This is a genomic window from Kitasatospora sp. NPDC001527 (assembly GCF_040298605.1).
Lineage (GTDB): Bacteria > Actinomycetota > Actinomycetes > Streptomycetales > Streptomycetaceae > Kitasatospora.
Genome location: NZ_JBEPAM010000001.1, coordinates 194,952 through 212,026 on the forward strand (window position 1 = coordinate 194,952; position 17,075 = coordinate 212,026).

Genomic DNA, 17,075 nt, shown 5'->3' on the forward strand with positions numbered 1-17,075 from the left:
CCCACCCGGGTATCCCGTTACGGATCACCCGCGAACCTGTGTAGACTGGCCCGCGTTGCCAGGACTTCCGGCAACGGCGCCGCCTTAGCTCAGTTGGCCAGAGCAACGCACTCGTAATGCGTAGGTCGCGGGTTCGAATCCCGCAGGCGGCTCAGTAGAAGCCCCAGGACTCACTCGCCGTGACCTGGGGCTTTTGCCTTTTCTTGGCGTGCGGGCAGGTGTCGGCGACGCGCTACAAGATGGCTTGCGTGAGCGATGCGTGAGCGCGGGTGTTGATCTTGGTCTAGTCCTTGGTCTTCTTGGTCTTGGACTTCGCCTTCTCCGCGGCCTTCCGCTGGAGTGGGACGAGCTTCGCGGCAGCCTCGGCGGCGTCCCTGGCGATCTCGGGCGGGACGCTGGTGTAGATGTTCGAAGTGATCTTGATGGAGGAGTGGCCGAGCATCTCGGACACCATCTTCATATCGACCCCGCCGGCGAGAGCGAGGGTGGCCGCGCCGTGGCGGAGGTCGTGCAGGCGGATCGGCGGCTGGCCGGACGCGGCCACGAGGCGCTCGAACATCCCGGTGACCTTGCCAGGGTGGAGCCAGGAACCGTCCTCGTTGGCGAAGACCCGGCCGGTGTCGTTCCAGGCCGGCCCCCAGTTGCTGCTCGCTCACAGCTGTTCACTCAGCCTTTGAGGGCGATATCCAGGTATGCCTGCACTGGCTCGAAGATCCCGTACGGGACGTATTCGGGGATCTCTGCAAGCGCCACCCACGCCAATGCGTCCAGTTCTCGTGGGTCACCGACGGCAGCGGTGCCGCTGACGATCTCGCAGACCGTGTACGACATCCATCGGCCGGTCTCTGGGTGGACGCGCTCGCCGAGGACCTTGATGGCGGCCACGTTCAGCCCCGTCTCCTCCGCGGTCTCGCGGACAGCCGCTTGCTCGGGAGACTCGCCGGGCTCGATCTTGCCTGCCGGGAACTGCCACGAGAGCTGGCCCTCGCTGACCCGGCGCCGGACCATCAGCACCCGACCCTCTCGGATCACGATCGCGGCAGCGATACCTGGCCGTCCGTCTGAAGCCGGGTGCATCGGCTAATCCCTCTCCGTCGCTGAGGCCGCCACGGGGCGGAGCAGGTCGAGGACGTGGGTCCAGTTGTACTTGTCGCGGCCTCCGCCGGCCTTGGGCTTGTGGGGGACGTAGTCGCCGAGCAGGACGCCCATCGACCGGAGCCGGGCCAGGCTCTCCGCGTACGCGGGGTGCGCGGCCTGGGCGGAGTTGACGTAGGGCTGGACGGCCACGGGGATGCCGAGGCCGTACGCCTCGCAGAGGATGCCGAGCGCGAGGGTGTCGGAGATGCCGGCGGCCCACTTGTTGATGGTGTTGAACGTGGCCGGGGCGACGGCGATCGCGTCGGCCGGGGGCAGCGGCTGGGGGATGCTCGGCGTGCGCCAGGCGGAGCGGATCGGGTAGCCGGTCTGGGCTTCGACGGCCTCCTGGTCTATGAACCCGAGTCCGCTCGGGGTCGCGATCACGCCGACTCCCCAGCCCTCGGCATGGGCAGCGGTGATCAGTTCGCCCACTCCGTCGGCGATGCCCGACGCGCAGACGACGACGTAGAGGAACGGCTCGCGGTGCTCAATCAAACCTGGACTCCCAACTCCTGGCAGAAACGGCGAAGCTCCGGGACGGCGCCGCGCCGGTCGCGAGCGGCCATGTCACCGGCCAGCTCGAGCACGCTGGGCCGTCGGCGGATGTCCTCCGAGGCACAGCTCTCCGCGATCCTGAGCGCTTTGTATCCCTCGGCCAGTCTGCCCTGCTGGCTGTAGGCCCGTGCAGCCTCCACCCACAGTGCCGCCCGGCGTTCGGGGACCGGGATGCGCCTGCGCATCAGCGGCTGGGCGGCTTCCAGCGCCGCTCCGGCGTCGCCCAGGACGACCGAGGCGCTCACCGAGTGGAGCGCGACGTTGGTCGGACTGAAGTTTGCCCAGGCTTCGGGGCTGTCGAGGTCGACGTAGCGCGCGACCTCCTGGGCCTCGGCGAGGAACTCGGCGGTCGTGGCACGGTCGCCGCCGGCGCTTGCGGCCGTCACCCCGCGAAGGAGCATGAGCCCCAGCGCGGCGAGGTACTCGGGTGGGCGCCGGTCGTAGCTGCCGGAGAGCTGGTCGGCGGTGTGCCGGATGAGGGTGACGGCGGGCGCGGTGTGCCGGTCGCGCGCGAGGACGTGCGCCTGGACGCGGACGCTGGAGGCCATCACGACGGGGTCGGCGCTCCGTTCGGCCGCGGCCATGGCACGGCCGACCGCCAGCCAGGCGTTGCCGTGGTCGCCGAGCTTGAGCAGCAGGCTGACCGCGGTCTGGTACGCCGTCGCGAGAAGGCCGGACAGGACCTGATCGCCGCCGTGGGAGGCATCCTGGGCCTGGCGAAGGTCGGCGATCAGCGACGGCAGCGCGCCTTCGAGTTCGGCGTACCGGCAGGTGTAGAAGAGCCTCCGGGCCTGGGAGAGCCGGGCCGCGAGTGCGGCCTGGGGTTGTGGCGCGTGCTCGGCTGGAACAGGTCCAGGCAGCAGCGCCTGGACCAGCTCTATCCCCACGCGGGGACGGGGCGTCGGGGTCGCGAGCGCGGCGACGCTCGCGGTCAGGAAATTGCGACGGTGCATGTCGTCCGTCCTGCTGTCCGCACTGGTATGGGAGGACAGGCCGAGGCTTCCCAGTGGGATGTCGAGCACGGCTGCGACAGCGCGCAGGACGTCGATGTCCTGCGTCCCCTTGCCGCTCTCCAGCCGACTGATCTTCGACTGGTGGTAGCCCAGTTCGGTGGCCACGTCCGCCTGCGACCGGCCGCTCAACACTCGCGCGCGGCGGATCACCTCTCCGATCCCACCCGCAGCGGAGTGTCCTTTGGCCGTCCGCGACATGGCTTCTCCTGCCAATGCTGATCCTGCCTGGCGAGCCGAGCGTAGTCGCACCAGGACAACCCGTCATGCACGATCTGCACGGATCACGCACGCGGCGCTCATTCCCTAACCGTGGTGCATCGAGATGGAGTTGTCTGGTCGTCAGCAGCTCGACCACCCTTGCAGCTTGCCGTTCCCCGCTTTCGCATGGCCGAGGCCCACTGCGGTCTCTCGCATGCGCAGCTCTACCCAGGGGCCAAGGAGAAGCGCCGATGACCCTCCGCTCGGACGCACAGAGAGGCGGCACTACGCACCAACGGGACGCGGACGCGGTGGCCGTTCCTGTCGCTTTGGAGGACAGCCGGGGGTCGAACACAACCGCGAGCGCCTCAGATCGCGCCGCTGAGCGTCGCGAGCGCCTCGCCACCGCCAGCACTCACGCCCGAGAGGTCCTCGACCGCCACCAGTTCGAGGACGGCCGGTGCAACGACGGCTGCGGCCCCTGGCCGTGCAACAGCGTTGTCGAGGCGGTCCAAGCCTGCGATGGTGACCAGTGATCGCCTCCACTCACGCCCGACGTATCTCGTTCATCGGCACCAGGCGCGACCACGTCCCGCCGGCCCGGGACGCCGTCGTCCGAGTCGCCCGCTCGTGGGGGATCGACCCGACCTCGCTGGGCGATATCGCGCTGGTCGCCGACGAGCTGCTCGCCAACGCGGTCATCCACGCGCCAGGAAGACTGCTGGTCGGCATCTACCTCTCTCCGGACGGCGACCGGGTGGTGATCGAGGTCTACGATCCGTCGCGCCAGATGCCCACCGGGGCCGCGAACTTCGGCAACGACGAACTGACCACCGGTCGAGGCATGCTGCTGATCGAGGGTCTGTCGGAGATCTGGGGCGCGGAGCCGACGACCCATGGCAAGAAGGTCTGGGCCGAACTGGCGGTGCCCGCTGTCGCGGTACCCGAGCAGCCCCGCTCGGCCCGAAGGGCGGCACTCATGGCCGCCCTGGTCCGCACCGACCGTCCCAGGCCCCGTCCCCACGCGCCCACCTGGCTCAGCACTCGCGCGTACAGGTGGTTCTCGCAGCACCACCCGCCGCGCGCCTATCGACTCCGCCCGTGCTGGTCCAGGCGCACCGGCCGGGCGGTGACGGGGGCCAGTCGCTCTTTCCCCCGGGAGCGGCTGGCCCCACCCCGTCCGACTCGCGCGGAGCAGCCGTGCTCCACCCGAACTCTGCCCTACGGAAGGATGGATGGATGAGTGACTGGGAGTTCGTGAAGGACAGAACGGCCACGCAGGGCGCGGTGTGGAGGTCCACCGACGGCCTGCTCTACAAGCGGACCGGCGGTGAGGATCTGCGGATTGAGACCGAGTTCCAGCAGCTGGCCGCCGGCCTTGGTTACCCGGTGCCGGAGATCGTCGACAGCGGCTCAGAGAACGAGACCTACTTCGTCATCGAGCGCGCCATCGGCGACAGCTCGCTTCACGAGGAGGCGCTGGCCGACGCCAGGCAGGACGGTCAGGTCAGCTACCAGGTGATCAGCACGGCGGCGGCCGTCGCATCGAAGCTCCTGCAGGCCCAGGCGAGGCACCCCCTCCCCGCCACGCCGTGGTTCGAGAAGGCGGCCTTCGCGGCAGAGGTCTTCGAGGAGAACCCGGACTTCGACACCCCGCGCGTCCACGAAGCGGTCAAGCACGCCCTCGACCGGCTGGCCCAGCTCCCGATGGTGCACGGGCATCTCGACTACGGCCTGCCCAACGTCCTTCAAGCCGGCGTCATCGACTGGCAGCACCACGGACCGGTCCCGCTCGGCTACGACGTCTACCCCGCGCTCGACATCGTGGCCTTCAAGGGCGGCGGCAAGGGCTACAGCATCACCCCGGAACAGCGCACCGCCTACACCGCAGCGCTCGACGAGACCACCGCATCCCTGATCGGGCAGCGGGTGAGCGAGCACTTGGGCGACTTCCTGCTCGTCAAGTGCTTCTTCTTCCTCGCCCTCATGCGGCCCACCGACCCCACACGGCACGACAAGCACATCAAGTGGCAGTACCGCCGCACCCTCTTCACGATGGGACTTGATCAGTATGAGTCGTCCAACACGATCGACACTGGCACCTTCCCCACTCTGGAACGGTTCACCGCTGAACACCGGTAGGCCGGTTCCCACCGTTCGTGACCGCGACTACCTGATGGACCACCACGGAGTCGTCTTCAAGGTCATCGGCGACAGCCACCCCGGCAGCCACTACCTCGGCTACGTCAAGTACCACCCGGACGAGAAGGGCGACCGGCGGCTCTTCGACCGGACCTACCGGCAGAACAGCGTCGTGTCGAAGTCCTTCGGCATCCTCGCCGGCAGGCCGGAGTGCTACGTCTACTCCGACACCCTCGGCTGCGTCATCACCGGCATCCCGCGCGAGGACGTGGCCGTCCACTACTCCTGCCGCCAGGCCCTCGCCGCCATCCACGATGCCCCCGGCGCGGTCGCCGACAACCCGGCCGGCAAGGACCTCCTGGCGATCACCGAGTGGATCACCGCGAACGACGCCCAGAGCCTGATCGGCGTCACCGGCTCCTTCCTCGTCGGCTGCTTCAACGAGCGCTCCGACATCGACCTCGTCTGCTACGGGCCCGAGGGCTACCAGGCCGCACAGGAGCTCTTCCAGCAGACCGAGCTGATCCGGCCGTACGACGGAGACGATCTCACCCGGCTGTACATCCGCCGGGCCAAGTACATGGAGGGCAGCTCCTTCGACGCCCTCATCAAGCAGGAACGCCGCAAGCTCCAAGGACTCACCGCCAACGCCGGCGCGCACATCAACTGCGAACCCATCCGCTCCGACCGCGACAAGACCTTCGCCCGGATCTCCTCCAAGGAGATCGGCGAGATCTCCCTCCTCGCCAAGATCACTGACCACGCCGAGGGCGTCACCACTCCGGCCGTCTACGGGATCAAGGTCAAGACCATCCTCAGCTCGACCATCGACGAGGCCGACTCCTTCGCCCGCCGGATCACCCACATGCGCTCCTACCTCGGCGCCTACACCGGAGCGTTCCGATCCGGCGACACCGTGCACCTGGCCGGCAAGCTCGTCCACACCCAGGACGGCGAACACAGCGGCTTCGGCATCGAACTCACCCCCTGGACCGTCAGCGGCTCCTACGTCGCCAACCTCGCCGGATAGGACCCGCACCGTGACCCTGCTCGTCATCCGGCATGCCGAGTCCGTCGAGAACGCCGACAAGTACAACGGCTTCTACCAGGACCCCCGCCCCTACAGCGGAGCCGCCGCCCATGCCATCTCCCGCACCATCGTCGGCCTGACCCCGCGCGGCTTCCGGCAGGCCCAGTGGCTCGCCGAGGTCCTCCCGCAGCTCGCGGGCTCCGAGCTGCTGCACGTCTACACCTCGACCTACCGCAGGGCGATCGACACCGCCGCGATCGCCCTGCCGGCCCTCCCCGATGGCTGGCCCCAGCAGACCGCGCTCCTGGACGAGCAGCACTACGGCGACGCCACCTACATGACCAAGCGCGAGCTGTACGAGAGCTACCCCGCACTCGCCGAGGACCGCCGCCTGCGCAAGCACGTCTGGACCGCGCCAGGTGGCGGCGAGTCGCTCGCCGAGGGCGTGCTCAAGCGGGCCGCCGAGTTCGCCGCCCTCGCCCAGGCCGAACTCCAGGAATCGCGCACCGTTGTCGCCTTCACTCACCAGACCGCTGCGGTGGCCCTTCGATCCCTGCTCGAATCCTGCACCTTGACCGAGATCCTCGCCGAGGAGCGGAAGGGCAAGATGCCCAACGCCGCGACCCTCCACTACGAGCTGCACGACGGCCGGTTCACCCGGACAGGAACCACCACCCCGCCGATCTAGGAGGATCCCGTGCGGCACCTGTTCCTCAACGGGCCCGTCCAGAACGGCCCCTTCACCTTCGACACCCGCCCCGGCAAGGCCGTCGGCATCCGCCTCGCCGCAGCCCTCAACGCCATCCTCGGCTTACCGCCCGCACCCCACCTGTGGAACACCGTCACCCTCGCCGGAGACCTCCGTCACCGCGAGGCCGACGGCCCGAAGATCCCCCGCCAGCGCTTCGAGGCCGACCTGATAGCCGGTAAGTACCCGCCCGGGCAGTCCCCGGTGGGTGGCATCATGACCGACACCGACGTCGAAGTCGCCAGCGTCGCGCTGGAGATGATCGAGAACAACCTCCGCGCCGGCACCCTCACCATCAGCCGCGAGACCGTCCCCGCCTGCCGGGCCTGCGGCCACATGACCGGTACCGGCGGCCACCCCTGCAACGCCTGCGGCAGCACCGACACCCGGGAACGCACCGGCCTCCACCTCGTCGCCGAACTCGCGAAGGACCGCCCAGTCCTCGACCGCTCGGACATCCACGCCAGCCACCGCCAGCAGCCCAAGCACCTCCAGCACACTGCTAGCAATGTCGCCGAGCGGCTGATCCTCTCCCGAACCCGCGACCACGGCATCGACCTCTCGCCCCTCAGCCTCAACGGCCTCGTCCTCGACCCGCGCGTCGGCATCCACGCCACCGTCCTCGCCGCTGCCCGTCGGCACGGAGCGGACACGGCTGTCATGACCATCACCGAGAACGCGGCCAACCACATTGCCGCCCATGGCCAGCACTTCCGCCAACACGGCGGCACTCGGCTTCAGTACGCCCTGCACGGTCACCTCCCCTACGACCACACGGCAAGCCTGCAACCGCTGCATGAGGCGTACCGCACCACCCAGGTGATCAAGGACGGCTTCGAAGAGTGGTTCCTTCCGGTCTTCTCCCTGCGGGCCAAGACCGGAACCCGGCCGGACCAGCTGCCCGCGCTCTTCGAGCAGTACATGCGAGCACACCTGGTCAAGCCTGTTGCCCCCGGCGGAGCGGTCTTTGAAGCCGTACAGCACTCGGTCTCGACCGGCGACACGGAGTGGATCACGAGCAAGCAGGCGCTGGCCAGCGTGATGGCTGCCGGCATGACAGCCTCGGTCGCCCCTGCGGAAAACTGACACGCAGCTCCGACGTGCCCGCCACCCTCGAGCGTCCAACTCATGTGCACACGCGGCGTCAGGAGCCTGCACTAGGCTCGGCGTCATAGGGCGCGCTTGTCGGACTGATACACGCAGAGGCTTAGTGGGGGAGCGCATTGAAGGCCGTGAGTAACAGGGGTGGCGACCGGCTGATTGATGCGGTGCGGCCTAGTCTGCAGCCGGGCGGTGCAATGGATCTTGCCTCGCCGACCTTCTCCGTGTACGCGTTCGAAGAGCTCCGCGACGAGCTGGCAAAGCTGCAGCAGGCTCGACTCCTCCTGCCGAGCGTGGGCGCTGATCTGCAGCTGCTCGGTGGCGAGCACGACCGGGCCGCTCGTAACCGTCTGTCGACCCGATACCTTGCCGCATCGTGCGCGGAGTGGCTGGCTCGGCGGGCCGAGGTACGTCATGCGGCGTTTCATGCCATTCCCCAAGGGGTGCTGGTCACCCGAGAAGCCTCCGGTGAAGTTACCTCGCTCGCCCAGGGCTCCTTTGGCTTGGATCGTGCCGGTCTCGGCTTGGCCCCTGGCAACCCGTACACGTCGATCGTGCGCTCCGAGAACGAGACCGAGGCGACAGCTCTCGCTTCCGCTCTGTTCGAGGCGATGTGGGAGAGCACACCCGCCTCGCTGGGGGCCGGCACGCTACTGGAGCAGATGCGCGCTCTCGGGCGCTACCGCGACCCCGAGCGCATCTACCACCTCATGCTCCACCACCTGTTCAGCGCTACCGGTGGGGAGTTGGACGAGGACGAAGTCATCGATGCGAAGACCGGCATTCGTGACACCGTGGTGTGGGGGAAGCTCTACAAGTTTCAGCGCGACGGTGTCATCGGTGCGATCGACAAGCTGAACCGCTACGGCGGCTGCATCATCGCGGATAGTGTCGGCCTCGGGAAGACCTTCGAGGCGCTCGCCGTGATCAAGTACCACGAGCTGCGCAACGATCGAGTGCTGGTGCTCTGTCCGAAGCGGCTGCGCGACAACTGGACGATGTACACGGCGAACGACCGCCGTAACCTCCTCGCCGCAGACCGCTTCAATTATGACGTGCTCAACCACACCGACCTGTCCCGCGAGTCCGGTAAGTCCGCTGACATCGACCTCGCGCACGTCAACTGGGGCAACTACGACCTGGTCGTCATCGACGAGTCACATAACTTCCGCAACGCCAACTCCCCAAAGCAGGACGGCGAAACGCGCTACGACCGCCTGATGCGACGGATCATTCAGGAAGGTGTGAAGACCCGCGTCCTGATGCTCTCGGCGACCCCGGTCAACAACCGGCTCGCGGACCTCCGTAACCAGATCGCCTTCGCCACCGAGAACAACGATGCAGCCTTGGCGCCGTACGGCATCGCCAGCATTGCCGAGACAGCCCGAGTTGCACAGCGCCAGTTCAACCGTTGGCAGGAACTCGCCCCAGAGGAGCGCACGCCAGCCGAGCTCGTCGACATGCTGGGTTTCGACTACTTTGCACTGCTCGATCTGCTGACCATCGCCCGCTCGCGCAAGCACATCGAGAAGTACTACGGCACGGCGGAGACAGGATCCTTCCCCGAGCGCCTCGCACCGCTCAACGTGAAGTCGGAGATCGACGTGCGGGGTGACTTCGGTGCCATCGGAGAGCTCAACGACCAAATCCGCAAGCTCAATCTGGCCGCCTACTCGCCCATGCACTACCTGCGGCCGGACAAGCGGGCCGAGTACGCGGACAAGTACGCTACTCGCCTCAAGAGCGGCAAGGGCAGCTTCCAACAGGCCGACCGGGAGCAGAGCCTGGTCAACCTCATGCGGGTGAACATCCTCAAGCGACTGGAGAGCTCCATCCACTCGTTCCGGCTCACGGTCAGCCGGCAGTTGGCGCGCATCGACGCGCAGTTGGGTGCGATCGACCGCCACGAGATCTACTACCGGCCCGACCTGCTCGATGAGGAGGAACACGAGGATCTGCGCTCGGACGAGTTGGAGATTGGTGGCGGAAAGGTCAAGGTCCTCATCGCGGACATGGACCTGATCCGCTGGCGTCAGGACCTCCTGGAGGACCGCGAGCGTCTCAGCGCGATGCTGCGCCGTGCCGAATACGTGACCCCAGAGCGTGATGCGAAGCTCGCCCATCTCAAGCGGTTGATCGCGGATAAGGTCCGCAACCCGGTCAATCTCGGCAACCACAAGGCCATGGTCTTCACCGCCTTTGCGGACACCGCCGCCTATCTCTACGAAGAGCTTGCCGAATGGGCCCGGGACGAACTCAGGGTCGAGGCCGGACTGGTAACGGGAAGCGGGAGTAACCGCACCACCCTCAAGCTGCACCGCGACCTTCCCAGCATCCTCTCTGCGTTCTCGCCGAGCTCGAAGCAGCGCCCGGAGGATCTAGCCGGAGAAGGCGAGCTCGACCTGCTCATTGCCACGGACTGCATCTCCGAGGGTCAGAATCTGCAGGACTGCGACTGGCTTGCTAACTACGACATCCACTGGAACCCGGTTCGAATCATCCAGCGCTTCGGCCGGATCGACCGTCTCGGCTCGCGCAACAACCGCATCCAGCTGGTCAACTTCTGGCCGCAGATGGACCTGGAGGAATACATCGGCCTCGAGCAGCGAGTCACGGGCCGCATGGTGCTCCTCGACATCTCCGCCACCGGCGAAGAGAACGTCATCGAGACCAGTGCTGGAGACCCGATGAACGATCTCGCATATCGACGCGCACAACTCCTCAAGCTCCAGGACTCCGTTCTCGACCTTGAGGACCTGTCGACCGGCGTGTCCATCACCGACCTCACGCTCACCGATCTGCGTATCGACCTCGCGGACTACGCCAAGCGGCACCCGGGAGAGCTGGATGCCGAGCCGCTCGGGGTCCACGCGGTCGCGGTCACGGACACCGATGGTGACGTCACGCCCGGCCTGATCTTCTGCCTGCGTGCCGAAGGCCGGGCGGCCGATCGGGCGGTGCAGGCCGGCGACCCACTCGCCCCGCACTACCTTGTCCACGTTGGGGAGGAGGGCGTGGTGCGGCTCAGCCATACCCAGGCCAAACGCATTCTTGACCGGGTACGCCGGGTGAGTGCCGGGCAGAGCTCAGTTGATCCGCGGCTCACCGCGGTGTTCGACGCCCGTACCCGACACGGTGCCGACATGGGGGCAGCCCGTAAGGCCCTTGCCAGCGCAGTGCGCTCCATTACGGGTAAGGAGGAGGAGCGCGCGATCGCCAGCCTGTTCAGCCTGGACGGTACCGAGGCTGCCACGGCAGGCGGCTTCGCCGGGACCAATGATTTCGAAGTGCTCACCTTTCTCGCCGTCTTGCCCCGTGCCGACGCCGGGCCCGTCGCATCCGCGGCGCACGACGACCGGGAAGCCCTGCGGTGACCCCAGACGACGTGATTGACGCACTTCGGCTTCCTGCGGACTGTTCGGTGGATGTTCGGGTACCAAAGACCCAGTTGCAGGCGCACTCCGACTTCAGCGCTGCTGACCGGCGGTTGCTGCAGGACGGCGTCGACACCCTGCGCTGGGCCGCTGCGGTCCGCCCCGACGCAGTTGGCATTCCTGCCCACACGGCCCAGGATGGCAGTCTGCGTGTTCCCGAGCTCCAGGTCATGACCCTACGGGCTCGAACCGGAACCAAGCTCACGCGGCTGGAAGAACTCCTCCATCGAGTCGTGCCGTACCCGATCCTCCTCGTCAGCGAACAGGAGTCCGAGCCTCAGGTATCGGTCGCCCTCAAGCGCATGTCATACGCACGGGACGGTGATGTGGTACTCGACGGCCCACTTGTGACCGCATCGCTTGGGGACGTCCCCGCACCGGTCGGCGATGCTTTCCTGAGGGCGCTGCAGCTCGACCGGCAGCCGCGGAGCGACCTCCAAGCAGTCTACGAGGGTTGGCTGGCCTGTACGGTTGCCCTGCGTGTCGCTGTGGCGACCGGAGAGTTTGCACTTGTCGGTAGCTCGGAGGCGGCTCAGGCCCAGCTGACTGCCCTGGCGGAAGGCAGCCGACTCGAAGGAGAGATCAACAAGCTGCTCGTACAGATCAAGAAGGAGAAGCAGATCTCTCGCAGGATCGAGCTACAGGACCGGATCAAGGCGAAGAGAACCGAGCTGTCCGCAGCGCACGGTATCTTGCGCAATGCGCAGTGACAGTAGAGTCAGGCCAGAGGGCACACCGGGCGAGCCGGTCGGTGCCGCAGTGAAGCAGGGGACGATCAGGGTGGCGATGCACAAGGTCCAGACAGGGGATCCGGAGACTCACTCCAAGGACCTCGTGGCGGACAACATCGAACAACTCCGCAAGCTCTTTCCGTCTATCTTCACGGAGGGCAAGGTCGACTTCGGTGCGCTGCGAGAGCTGCTCGGCGACGCTATCGAGGAAGGCGACGAGAAGTTCGGGCTGACTTGGTTCGGCAAGCGTAACGCCCGCCGCATCGCCCTCAAGCCAAGCACGGCGACCCTCCTGCCGCGCCTGGAAGATTCGGTGGGCTGGGACACTACCCAGAACATCATGATCGAGGGCGACAACCTCGAGGTCCTCAAGCTCCTGCAGAAGAGCTACGCCAACAAGGTCAAGCTGATCTACATTGACCCGCCGTACAACACTGGCAAGGACTTCATCTACCCCGACAGCTTCCAAGAGAGCATCCAGAACTACCTCGAGCTCACTGGTCAGACCGGCCGGGACGGTGGCCGTCTCAGCAGCAACTCTGAGACCTCCGGGCGCTACCACAGCGCTTGGTTGGACATGATGTACCCCCGGCTCTTCCTCGCCCGGCAGCTAATGAGCGAAGACGGCGCGATTTTCATCTCCATCGATTCTACTGAAGTAGCCAATCTTCGACTCATCTGCGATGAGATTTTCGGCTCCGACTGCTTCATTATCGATCTGATCTGGCGGAAGCGTGACGGCGCTCCGAACGACCGGACCGTTGGCTCCGTGCATGACCATATCTTGGTGTACGGAAAGGCACTGGCGTCGAATTCGACTCGAACTCTGGCTGAAGAGCGCTTCAATCTCATGCCGCGTACGGCCAAGGCGGATGGTGAGTACAAGGTTTTCCGTGAGCCGAACGGCCCGGACCCGCGCGGGGCCTTCCGGAAGATTGACACAACGGCCAATGCCAAGGGCGGGCGCGACGTTGCCTCGCTTCACTACGGCATCACTAATCCGTATACCGGAGACGTGGTGTACCCGCGCGAAGGGACCTGTTGGCGCCACTCGCAGGAGGAAATGGAGAGGCTGCAGGCTGATGGGCGCCTCTATTGGGGAGTCAATGGTACAGGTACCACCCCTATGCGGAAGCTGTACCGCTCCGAGGCCAAGGATGGAATGACGACCCCGTCAATTCTTCCCGACATGCCTTTCAATCAGCATGCCGCGCGAGAATTGGAGGTCCTTTTCGGGCGGAAGTCCATCTTCGACACTCCCAAGCCGGTGGATCTTCTGCGTCTGCTGGTCCGTATCGGCAGCAACCCGGGGGATATCGTCATGGACTTCTTTGCGGGCTCCGGATCAACAGGTAGCGCCGTTCTGAGGTCCAACTCCGAAGGCATGGGCGATCGCCGCTTTATTCTCGTTCAGCTTCCGGAGCCGACCGGTCTCAGGGACTTCCCCACGATCGCCGACATCACCCGAGCCCGTTTGCGTTCATCCGTTGAGGCGGCGGCCGGCGCTCAGAGTGAGGCGGATACCGGTTTCCGGTCGTTCTCACTAGGTGAAGGTAACGTCGTCCGCTGGGACACCTCCCGACAGGACTTCGAGCAGCAGGCGTTTGAGCACATTGACAACATCCGTGAGGCCCGCACGGAGCAGGATGTGCTCTTCGAACTGCTGTTGAGCCAGGGGCTCGACCTCGCTTCGGTCGTGGACTCGCGCATGTTCGGCGGTGTCCACGTGTTCGCCACTGGTGGTGGCCTGCTCTTCGCCTGCCTGCCTCCCACCGGTTCGATCAATAAGGACAACTCTGAAGAGATCGCCCAGGGCGTCATCGACTGGCGTGACGAGCTGCTGCCCGAGGCCGACGTGACTGTTTTCTTCAAGGACGTGGCCTTCGCGGACGATGTAGCCAAGGCGAATCTGGTGGCGATCCTCGAACAGCACGATGCTCCCTTTATCGTGAAGAGCCTGTGAGACTGGGAGCCGCTGAGATGAAGAAGCCCAAGCTGCATTTCGACTCGGAGCTACCGCACCAGAAGATGGCCGTGGACGCGGTGTGTGATCTGTTCCATGGGCAGGAGAGCGGCCACAGCCTGTTCACCGTGAGTGGGAACAATGCCGACCTGTTCACGCCGGTGGCTGGCGTGGGAAACAGGTTGCGGATTCTGCCCGAGCAGCTTCACGCGAATCTGACTGACGTTCAGGAGCGAAACGGCCTGCCGCTTTCGTCGCTGTCCGGCCTAATGGACGAGGGCGACCTCAACTTCACGATTGAGATGGAGACGGGTACCGGGAAGACCTACGTCTATCTTCGTACCGTCTACGAGCTGAACAGGCGCTACGGTTTCACGAAGTTCATTGTTGTGGTGCCGTCCGTGGCGATCAGGGAAGGCGTCCACAAGTCCCTGCAGATCATGGAGGAGCACTTCAAGGCCCTCTATGACGGCACCCCGCTGCATTACTTCACTTACGATTCGGCTCAGCTGGGACAGGTCCGGAACTTCGCTTATAGCTCGGGCATTGAGCTTATGATTGTGACAGCCGCCGCGATCAACAAGCAGGCGACTGCAAAGATCTACCAACCGAATGAGCAGACCGGTGGCGAGGCGCCGATCGAGCTGATCAAGCAGGTGCGGCCGATTCTCATTGTGGACGAGCCGCAGAGTGTGGATGGTGGCCCTCAGGGTCGGGGTCGGCAGGCGCTTCGGGCAATGGACCCGCTGTTCAGCCTGCGCTACTCGGCGACGCACGCTGACGTGTTCAACATGGTCTACAAGCTGGACGCCGTCGATGCCTACCAGGCGGGACTGGTCAAACAGATCGAGGTAGCCGGCGGTACCGTGGAACACGCACACGGCCGCCCATATGTTCGCCTAGAAAAGATCAGCACGCGGAAAAACGATCATACGGCGACCGTGGAAGTCGACGTGATGAGGTCTGGTCGCGTCGTGCGGCAGACCGCGACGGTTAACTCTGGAACGAGCCTTGAGTCCGTTACCAGCAACCGCGTTTACGAGGGCCTGCTGGTCGGCGACGTCACCAAGGGCCGCAGCAAGGGTGAGCCGGGATTTATCCAGCTCCTCGGCGGTGGCGTCGATGAGTACCTCAAGGAGGGCACGGCCTACGGCGACATCCCGGTGCTCGAGCGTGCCCGGCATCTGATCAACAAAACCGTTCGTGTGCACCTGGATCGGGAGCTGGAGCTCCGGCCAAGGGGCATCAAGGTGCTGAGCCTGTTCTTCATCGACCAGGTCGACCGCTACCGCGCCGAAGATTCGGATGGCACTCCGATCCCGGGTGAGTACGCGAAGATCTTCGAAGAGGAGTACGCGAAGCTTCAGCGCAACCCCCACTACTCGATCCTCCTCGATGGGGCGGATCTCAACTCCGATCCGAGCGCGGTTCACAAGGGCTACTTCGCTCGCGATGCAAAGGGAAAGCCCAAAGACATCAAGGAAGGGGCGGCCCAGGATGGTGCGGACGCCGAGCGCGCCTACGATCTGATCATGCGGGAGAAGGAGCGTCTGCTCAGCCTCGAGGAGCCGGTGAAGTTCATCTTCTCCCACTCGGCGCTTCGTGAGGGCTGGGACAATCCGAACGTTTTTCAGATCTGCAGCTTGCGCGAGATGGGCACCGAAAGGCAGCGCCGGCAGACGATTGGTCGCGGTTTGCGCCTCGCGGTGAACCAGGAAGGCCAACGGCTCCACGGCTTCGACGTAAATACCCTTACGGTGGTAGCGACGGAGAGCCTGGAGCAGTTCGCCGCTTCCCTGCAGACCGAGTACGAACAGGAGGCCAAGGTCAGCTTCGGTCGGATCGAGCCGCATCAGTTCTCCAGCCTTCTCCTTCCCGGCGGCGACGGGAAGCGGATCGGCAGTGAGGCCTCGCGGCGGCTTTTTTCTGCCCTGCAGGGGTCTGGCTACATCCAGAGCAATGGAAAGATCGACGCGCAGCGGCTCCAGCAGGCCCTCGCGGAGAACACGTTCACGTTGCCCGAGGAGTTTGCCGGTTTGGAGACGGCAGTTGCGGAACGGCTCCAGCAGCGTGCTAAGGGCGTCACCATCAATGATCGGGATGAGCGACGCACGGTCAAGGTCCGTAAGCAGGTCTTCGAGAACCCGCAGTTCCGCGAACTGTGGGATCGCATCAAGCAGAAGACGACATACCGGGTGGACTTTGATCCGGCAAAGCTGATCGCGGATGCGGCGCAGGCTTTGAAGGAGGCCCGCCAGATTCAGCCGGCCCGCATGGTGTGGACCTCTACGACACTGGACATAAGTGAGCGTGGCGTCGAAACTGGCGCGGTGTCGACATCGGCCCCACAGCTTGTCGACCAGGGAGACATCCCGCTGCCGGACATCCTCAGCGAACTGGCTGAGCAGACCAAGCTGACCCGACGCACCATCCATCGGATCCTCTCCGAAAGCGGTCGTTTCGGCGATTTCCAGCGCAACCCGCAGGAGTTCATGGCCCTCGCCGCCGAGAAGATTACGGAGGGTCGGCGTGCGGCGCTCGTCGACGGAATCAAGTACGTCAAGCTCGGCGAGAGCAACGTATACGCGCAGGAGCTATTTCTCACGGAAGAGTTGCACGGCTATCTCCACAAGAACCTGACCCCTGCGGCGAAGAGTGTCTACGAGGAAGTCCGTTACGACTCCGAGACCGAGCGGAAGTTCGTCCAGGAGATGGAGTCCGCCGACGACGTCGAGGTATACGCGAAGCTCCCTTCCTGGTTCAAGGTCCCAACCCCGCTCGGTACCTACAACCCGGACTGGGCTATCGTCCGTCGCCTCCCTGACGGTGAGCAGCGTCTGTACCTGGTGATAGAGACGAAGGGCACCCAGCAGGAGAGCCTCCTCCGCCCTGAGGAGCTGGACAAGATCAAGTGCGGGCGCAGGCATTTCGCGGCTTTGGGTACCGACGTCACCTTCGAGCAGACGGACGCCTGGCGAAACGTGACGTCCATTGCCTGAAATGCCCTGTACCGGGACGGCTGT

General features: G+C 65.4%; 13 protein-coding genes, 1 tRNA gene and 1 pseudogene. 10 read left to right on the forward strand and 5 right to left on the reverse strand.

Annotated features, from left to right (window positions below):
* The first annotated feature begins 78 nt into the window (after positions 1-78).
* Positions 79-152, forward strand: a tRNA-Thr gene (locus ABT238_RS00890).
* A 131-nt stretch (positions 153-283) separates the two neighbouring features.
* Here ABT238_RS00890 and ABT238_RS00895 read toward each other — a convergent pair.
* The 5 genes and pseudogenes from ABT238_RS00895 to ABT238_RS00915 form a co-directional block, all read right to left on the reverse strand.
* Positions 284-640 (reverse strand): annotated as a pseudogene (locus tag ABT238_RS00895) (tyrosine-type recombinase/integrase); the annotation flags it as partial.
* A 26-nt stretch (positions 641-666) separates the two neighbouring features.
* Positions 667-1,077 carry an NUDIX hydrolase gene (locus ABT238_RS00900; RefSeq protein WP_350755095.1) on the reverse strand — a complete coding sequence of 137 codons (411 nt, stop codon included), beginning with the start codon at positions 1,075-1,077 and terminating at the stop codon, positions 667-669.
* Positions 1,078-1,080: 3 nt separating this feature from the next.
* Positions 1,081-1,632, reverse strand: coding sequence for a flavoprotein (locus ABT238_RS00905; RefSeq protein ID WP_350755097.1), 552 nt, complete (start codon positions 1,630-1,632; stop codon positions 1,081-1,083).
* A complete protein-coding gene (locus ABT238_RS00910) occupies positions 1,629-2,903 on the reverse strand; it encodes a helix-turn-helix domain-containing protein (protein ID WP_350755099.1) in 1,275 nt (424 codons plus the stop codon). Before ABT238_RS00910 ends, ABT238_RS00905 begins: the two co-directional genes overlap by 4 nt.
* 368 nt (positions 2,904-3,271) lie before the next feature.
* Positions 3,272-3,418, reverse strand: coding sequence for a hypothetical protein (locus ABT238_RS00915; protein WP_350755101.1), 147 nt, complete (start codon positions 3,416-3,418; stop codon positions 3,272-3,274).
* A gap of 17 nt (positions 3,419-3,435) precedes the next feature.
* Between ABT238_RS00915 and ABT238_RS00920 the strand changes: the two genes are divergently transcribed.
* The 9 genes from ABT238_RS00920 (at position 3,436) to ABT238_RS00960 (ending at position 17,051) form a co-directional block, all read left to right on the forward strand.
* Positions 3,436-4,146 (forward strand): ATP-binding protein, encoded by a 711-nt coding sequence (locus ABT238_RS00920; protein WP_350755103.1) that lies wholly within the window; start codon positions 3,436-3,438, stop codon positions 4,144-4,146.
* Positions 4,143-5,045 (forward strand): phosphotransferase, encoded by a 903-nt coding sequence (locus ABT238_RS00925; protein WP_350755105.1) that lies wholly within the window; start codon positions 4,143-4,145, stop codon positions 5,043-5,045. Before ABT238_RS00920 ends, ABT238_RS00925 begins: the two co-directional genes overlap by 4 nt.
* 34 nt (positions 5,046-5,079) lie before the next feature.
* Positions 5,080-6,075, forward strand: coding sequence for a nucleotidyltransferase domain-containing protein (locus ABT238_RS00930; RefSeq protein ID WP_350755107.1), 996 nt, complete (start codon positions 5,080-5,082; stop codon positions 6,073-6,075).
* Positions 6,076-6,085: 10 nt separating this feature from the next.
* Complete coding sequence (locus ABT238_RS00935; RefSeq protein WP_350755109.1) at positions 6,086-6,763, forward strand: histidine phosphatase family protein; 678 nt, start codon at positions 6,086-6,088, stop codon at positions 6,761-6,763.
* Between the two features lie 9 nt (positions 6,764-6,772).
* Positions 6,773-7,909 (forward strand): hypothetical protein, encoded by a 1,137-nt coding sequence (locus tag ABT238_RS00940; protein ID WP_350755111.1) that lies wholly within the window; start codon positions 6,773-6,775, stop codon positions 7,907-7,909.
* A gap of 146 nt (positions 7,910-8,055) precedes the next feature.
* The gene (locus ABT238_RS00945; RefSeq protein ID WP_350755113.1) at positions 8,056-11,298 is read left to right on the forward strand and encodes a helicase-related protein; all 3,243 of its coding nucleotides are present in this window, start codon (positions 8,056-8,058) and stop codon (positions 11,296-11,298) included.
* Positions 11,295-12,068: a DUF4391 domain-containing protein gene (locus tag ABT238_RS00950; RefSeq protein ID WP_350755115.1), complete on the forward strand. Its 774-nt coding sequence runs from the start codon at positions 11,295-11,297 to the stop codon at positions 12,066-12,068. Before ABT238_RS00945 ends, ABT238_RS00950 begins: the two co-directional genes overlap by 4 nt.
* A gap of 76 nt (positions 12,069-12,144) precedes the next feature.
* Positions 12,145-14,052, forward strand: coding sequence for a site-specific DNA-methyltransferase (locus ABT238_RS00955; RefSeq protein ID WP_350755227.1), 1,908 nt, complete (start codon positions 12,145-12,147; stop codon positions 14,050-14,052).
* A gap of 17 nt (positions 14,053-14,069) precedes the next feature.
* Complete coding sequence (locus tag ABT238_RS00960) at positions 14,070-17,051, forward strand: restriction endonuclease (RefSeq protein WP_350755117.1); 2,982 nt, start codon at positions 14,070-14,072, stop codon at positions 17,049-17,051.
* Positions 17,052-17,075 lie beyond the last annotated feature (24 nt).

What these genes read in the sequence shown, in the direction of transcription:
- ABT238_RS00955 (WP_350755227.1), top strand. Translation starts at nt 12,145, where the DNA reads ATGCACAAGGTCCAGACAGGGGATCCGGAGACTCACTCCAAGGACCTC.
- ABT238_RS00910 (WP_350755099.1), bottom strand. Translation starts at nt 2,903, where the DNA reads ATGTCGCGGACGGCCAAAGGACACTCCGCTGCGGGTGGGATCGGAGAG.
- ABT238_RS00960 (WP_350755117.1), top strand. Translation starts at nt 14,070, where the DNA reads ATGAAGAAGCCCAAGCTGCATTTCGACTCGGAGCTACCGCACCAGAAG.
- ABT238_RS00900 (WP_350755095.1), bottom strand. Translation starts at nt 1,077, where the DNA reads ATGCACCCGGCTTCAGACGGACGGCCAGGTATCGCTGCCGCGATCGTG.
- ABT238_RS00930 (WP_350755107.1), top strand. Translation starts at nt 5,080, where the DNA reads ATGGACCACCACGGAGTCGTCTTCAAGGTCATCGGCGACAGCCACCCC.
- ABT238_RS00925 (WP_350755105.1), top strand. Translation starts at nt 4,143, where the DNA reads ATGAGTGACTGGGAGTTCGTGAAGGACAGAACGGCCACGCAGGGCGCG.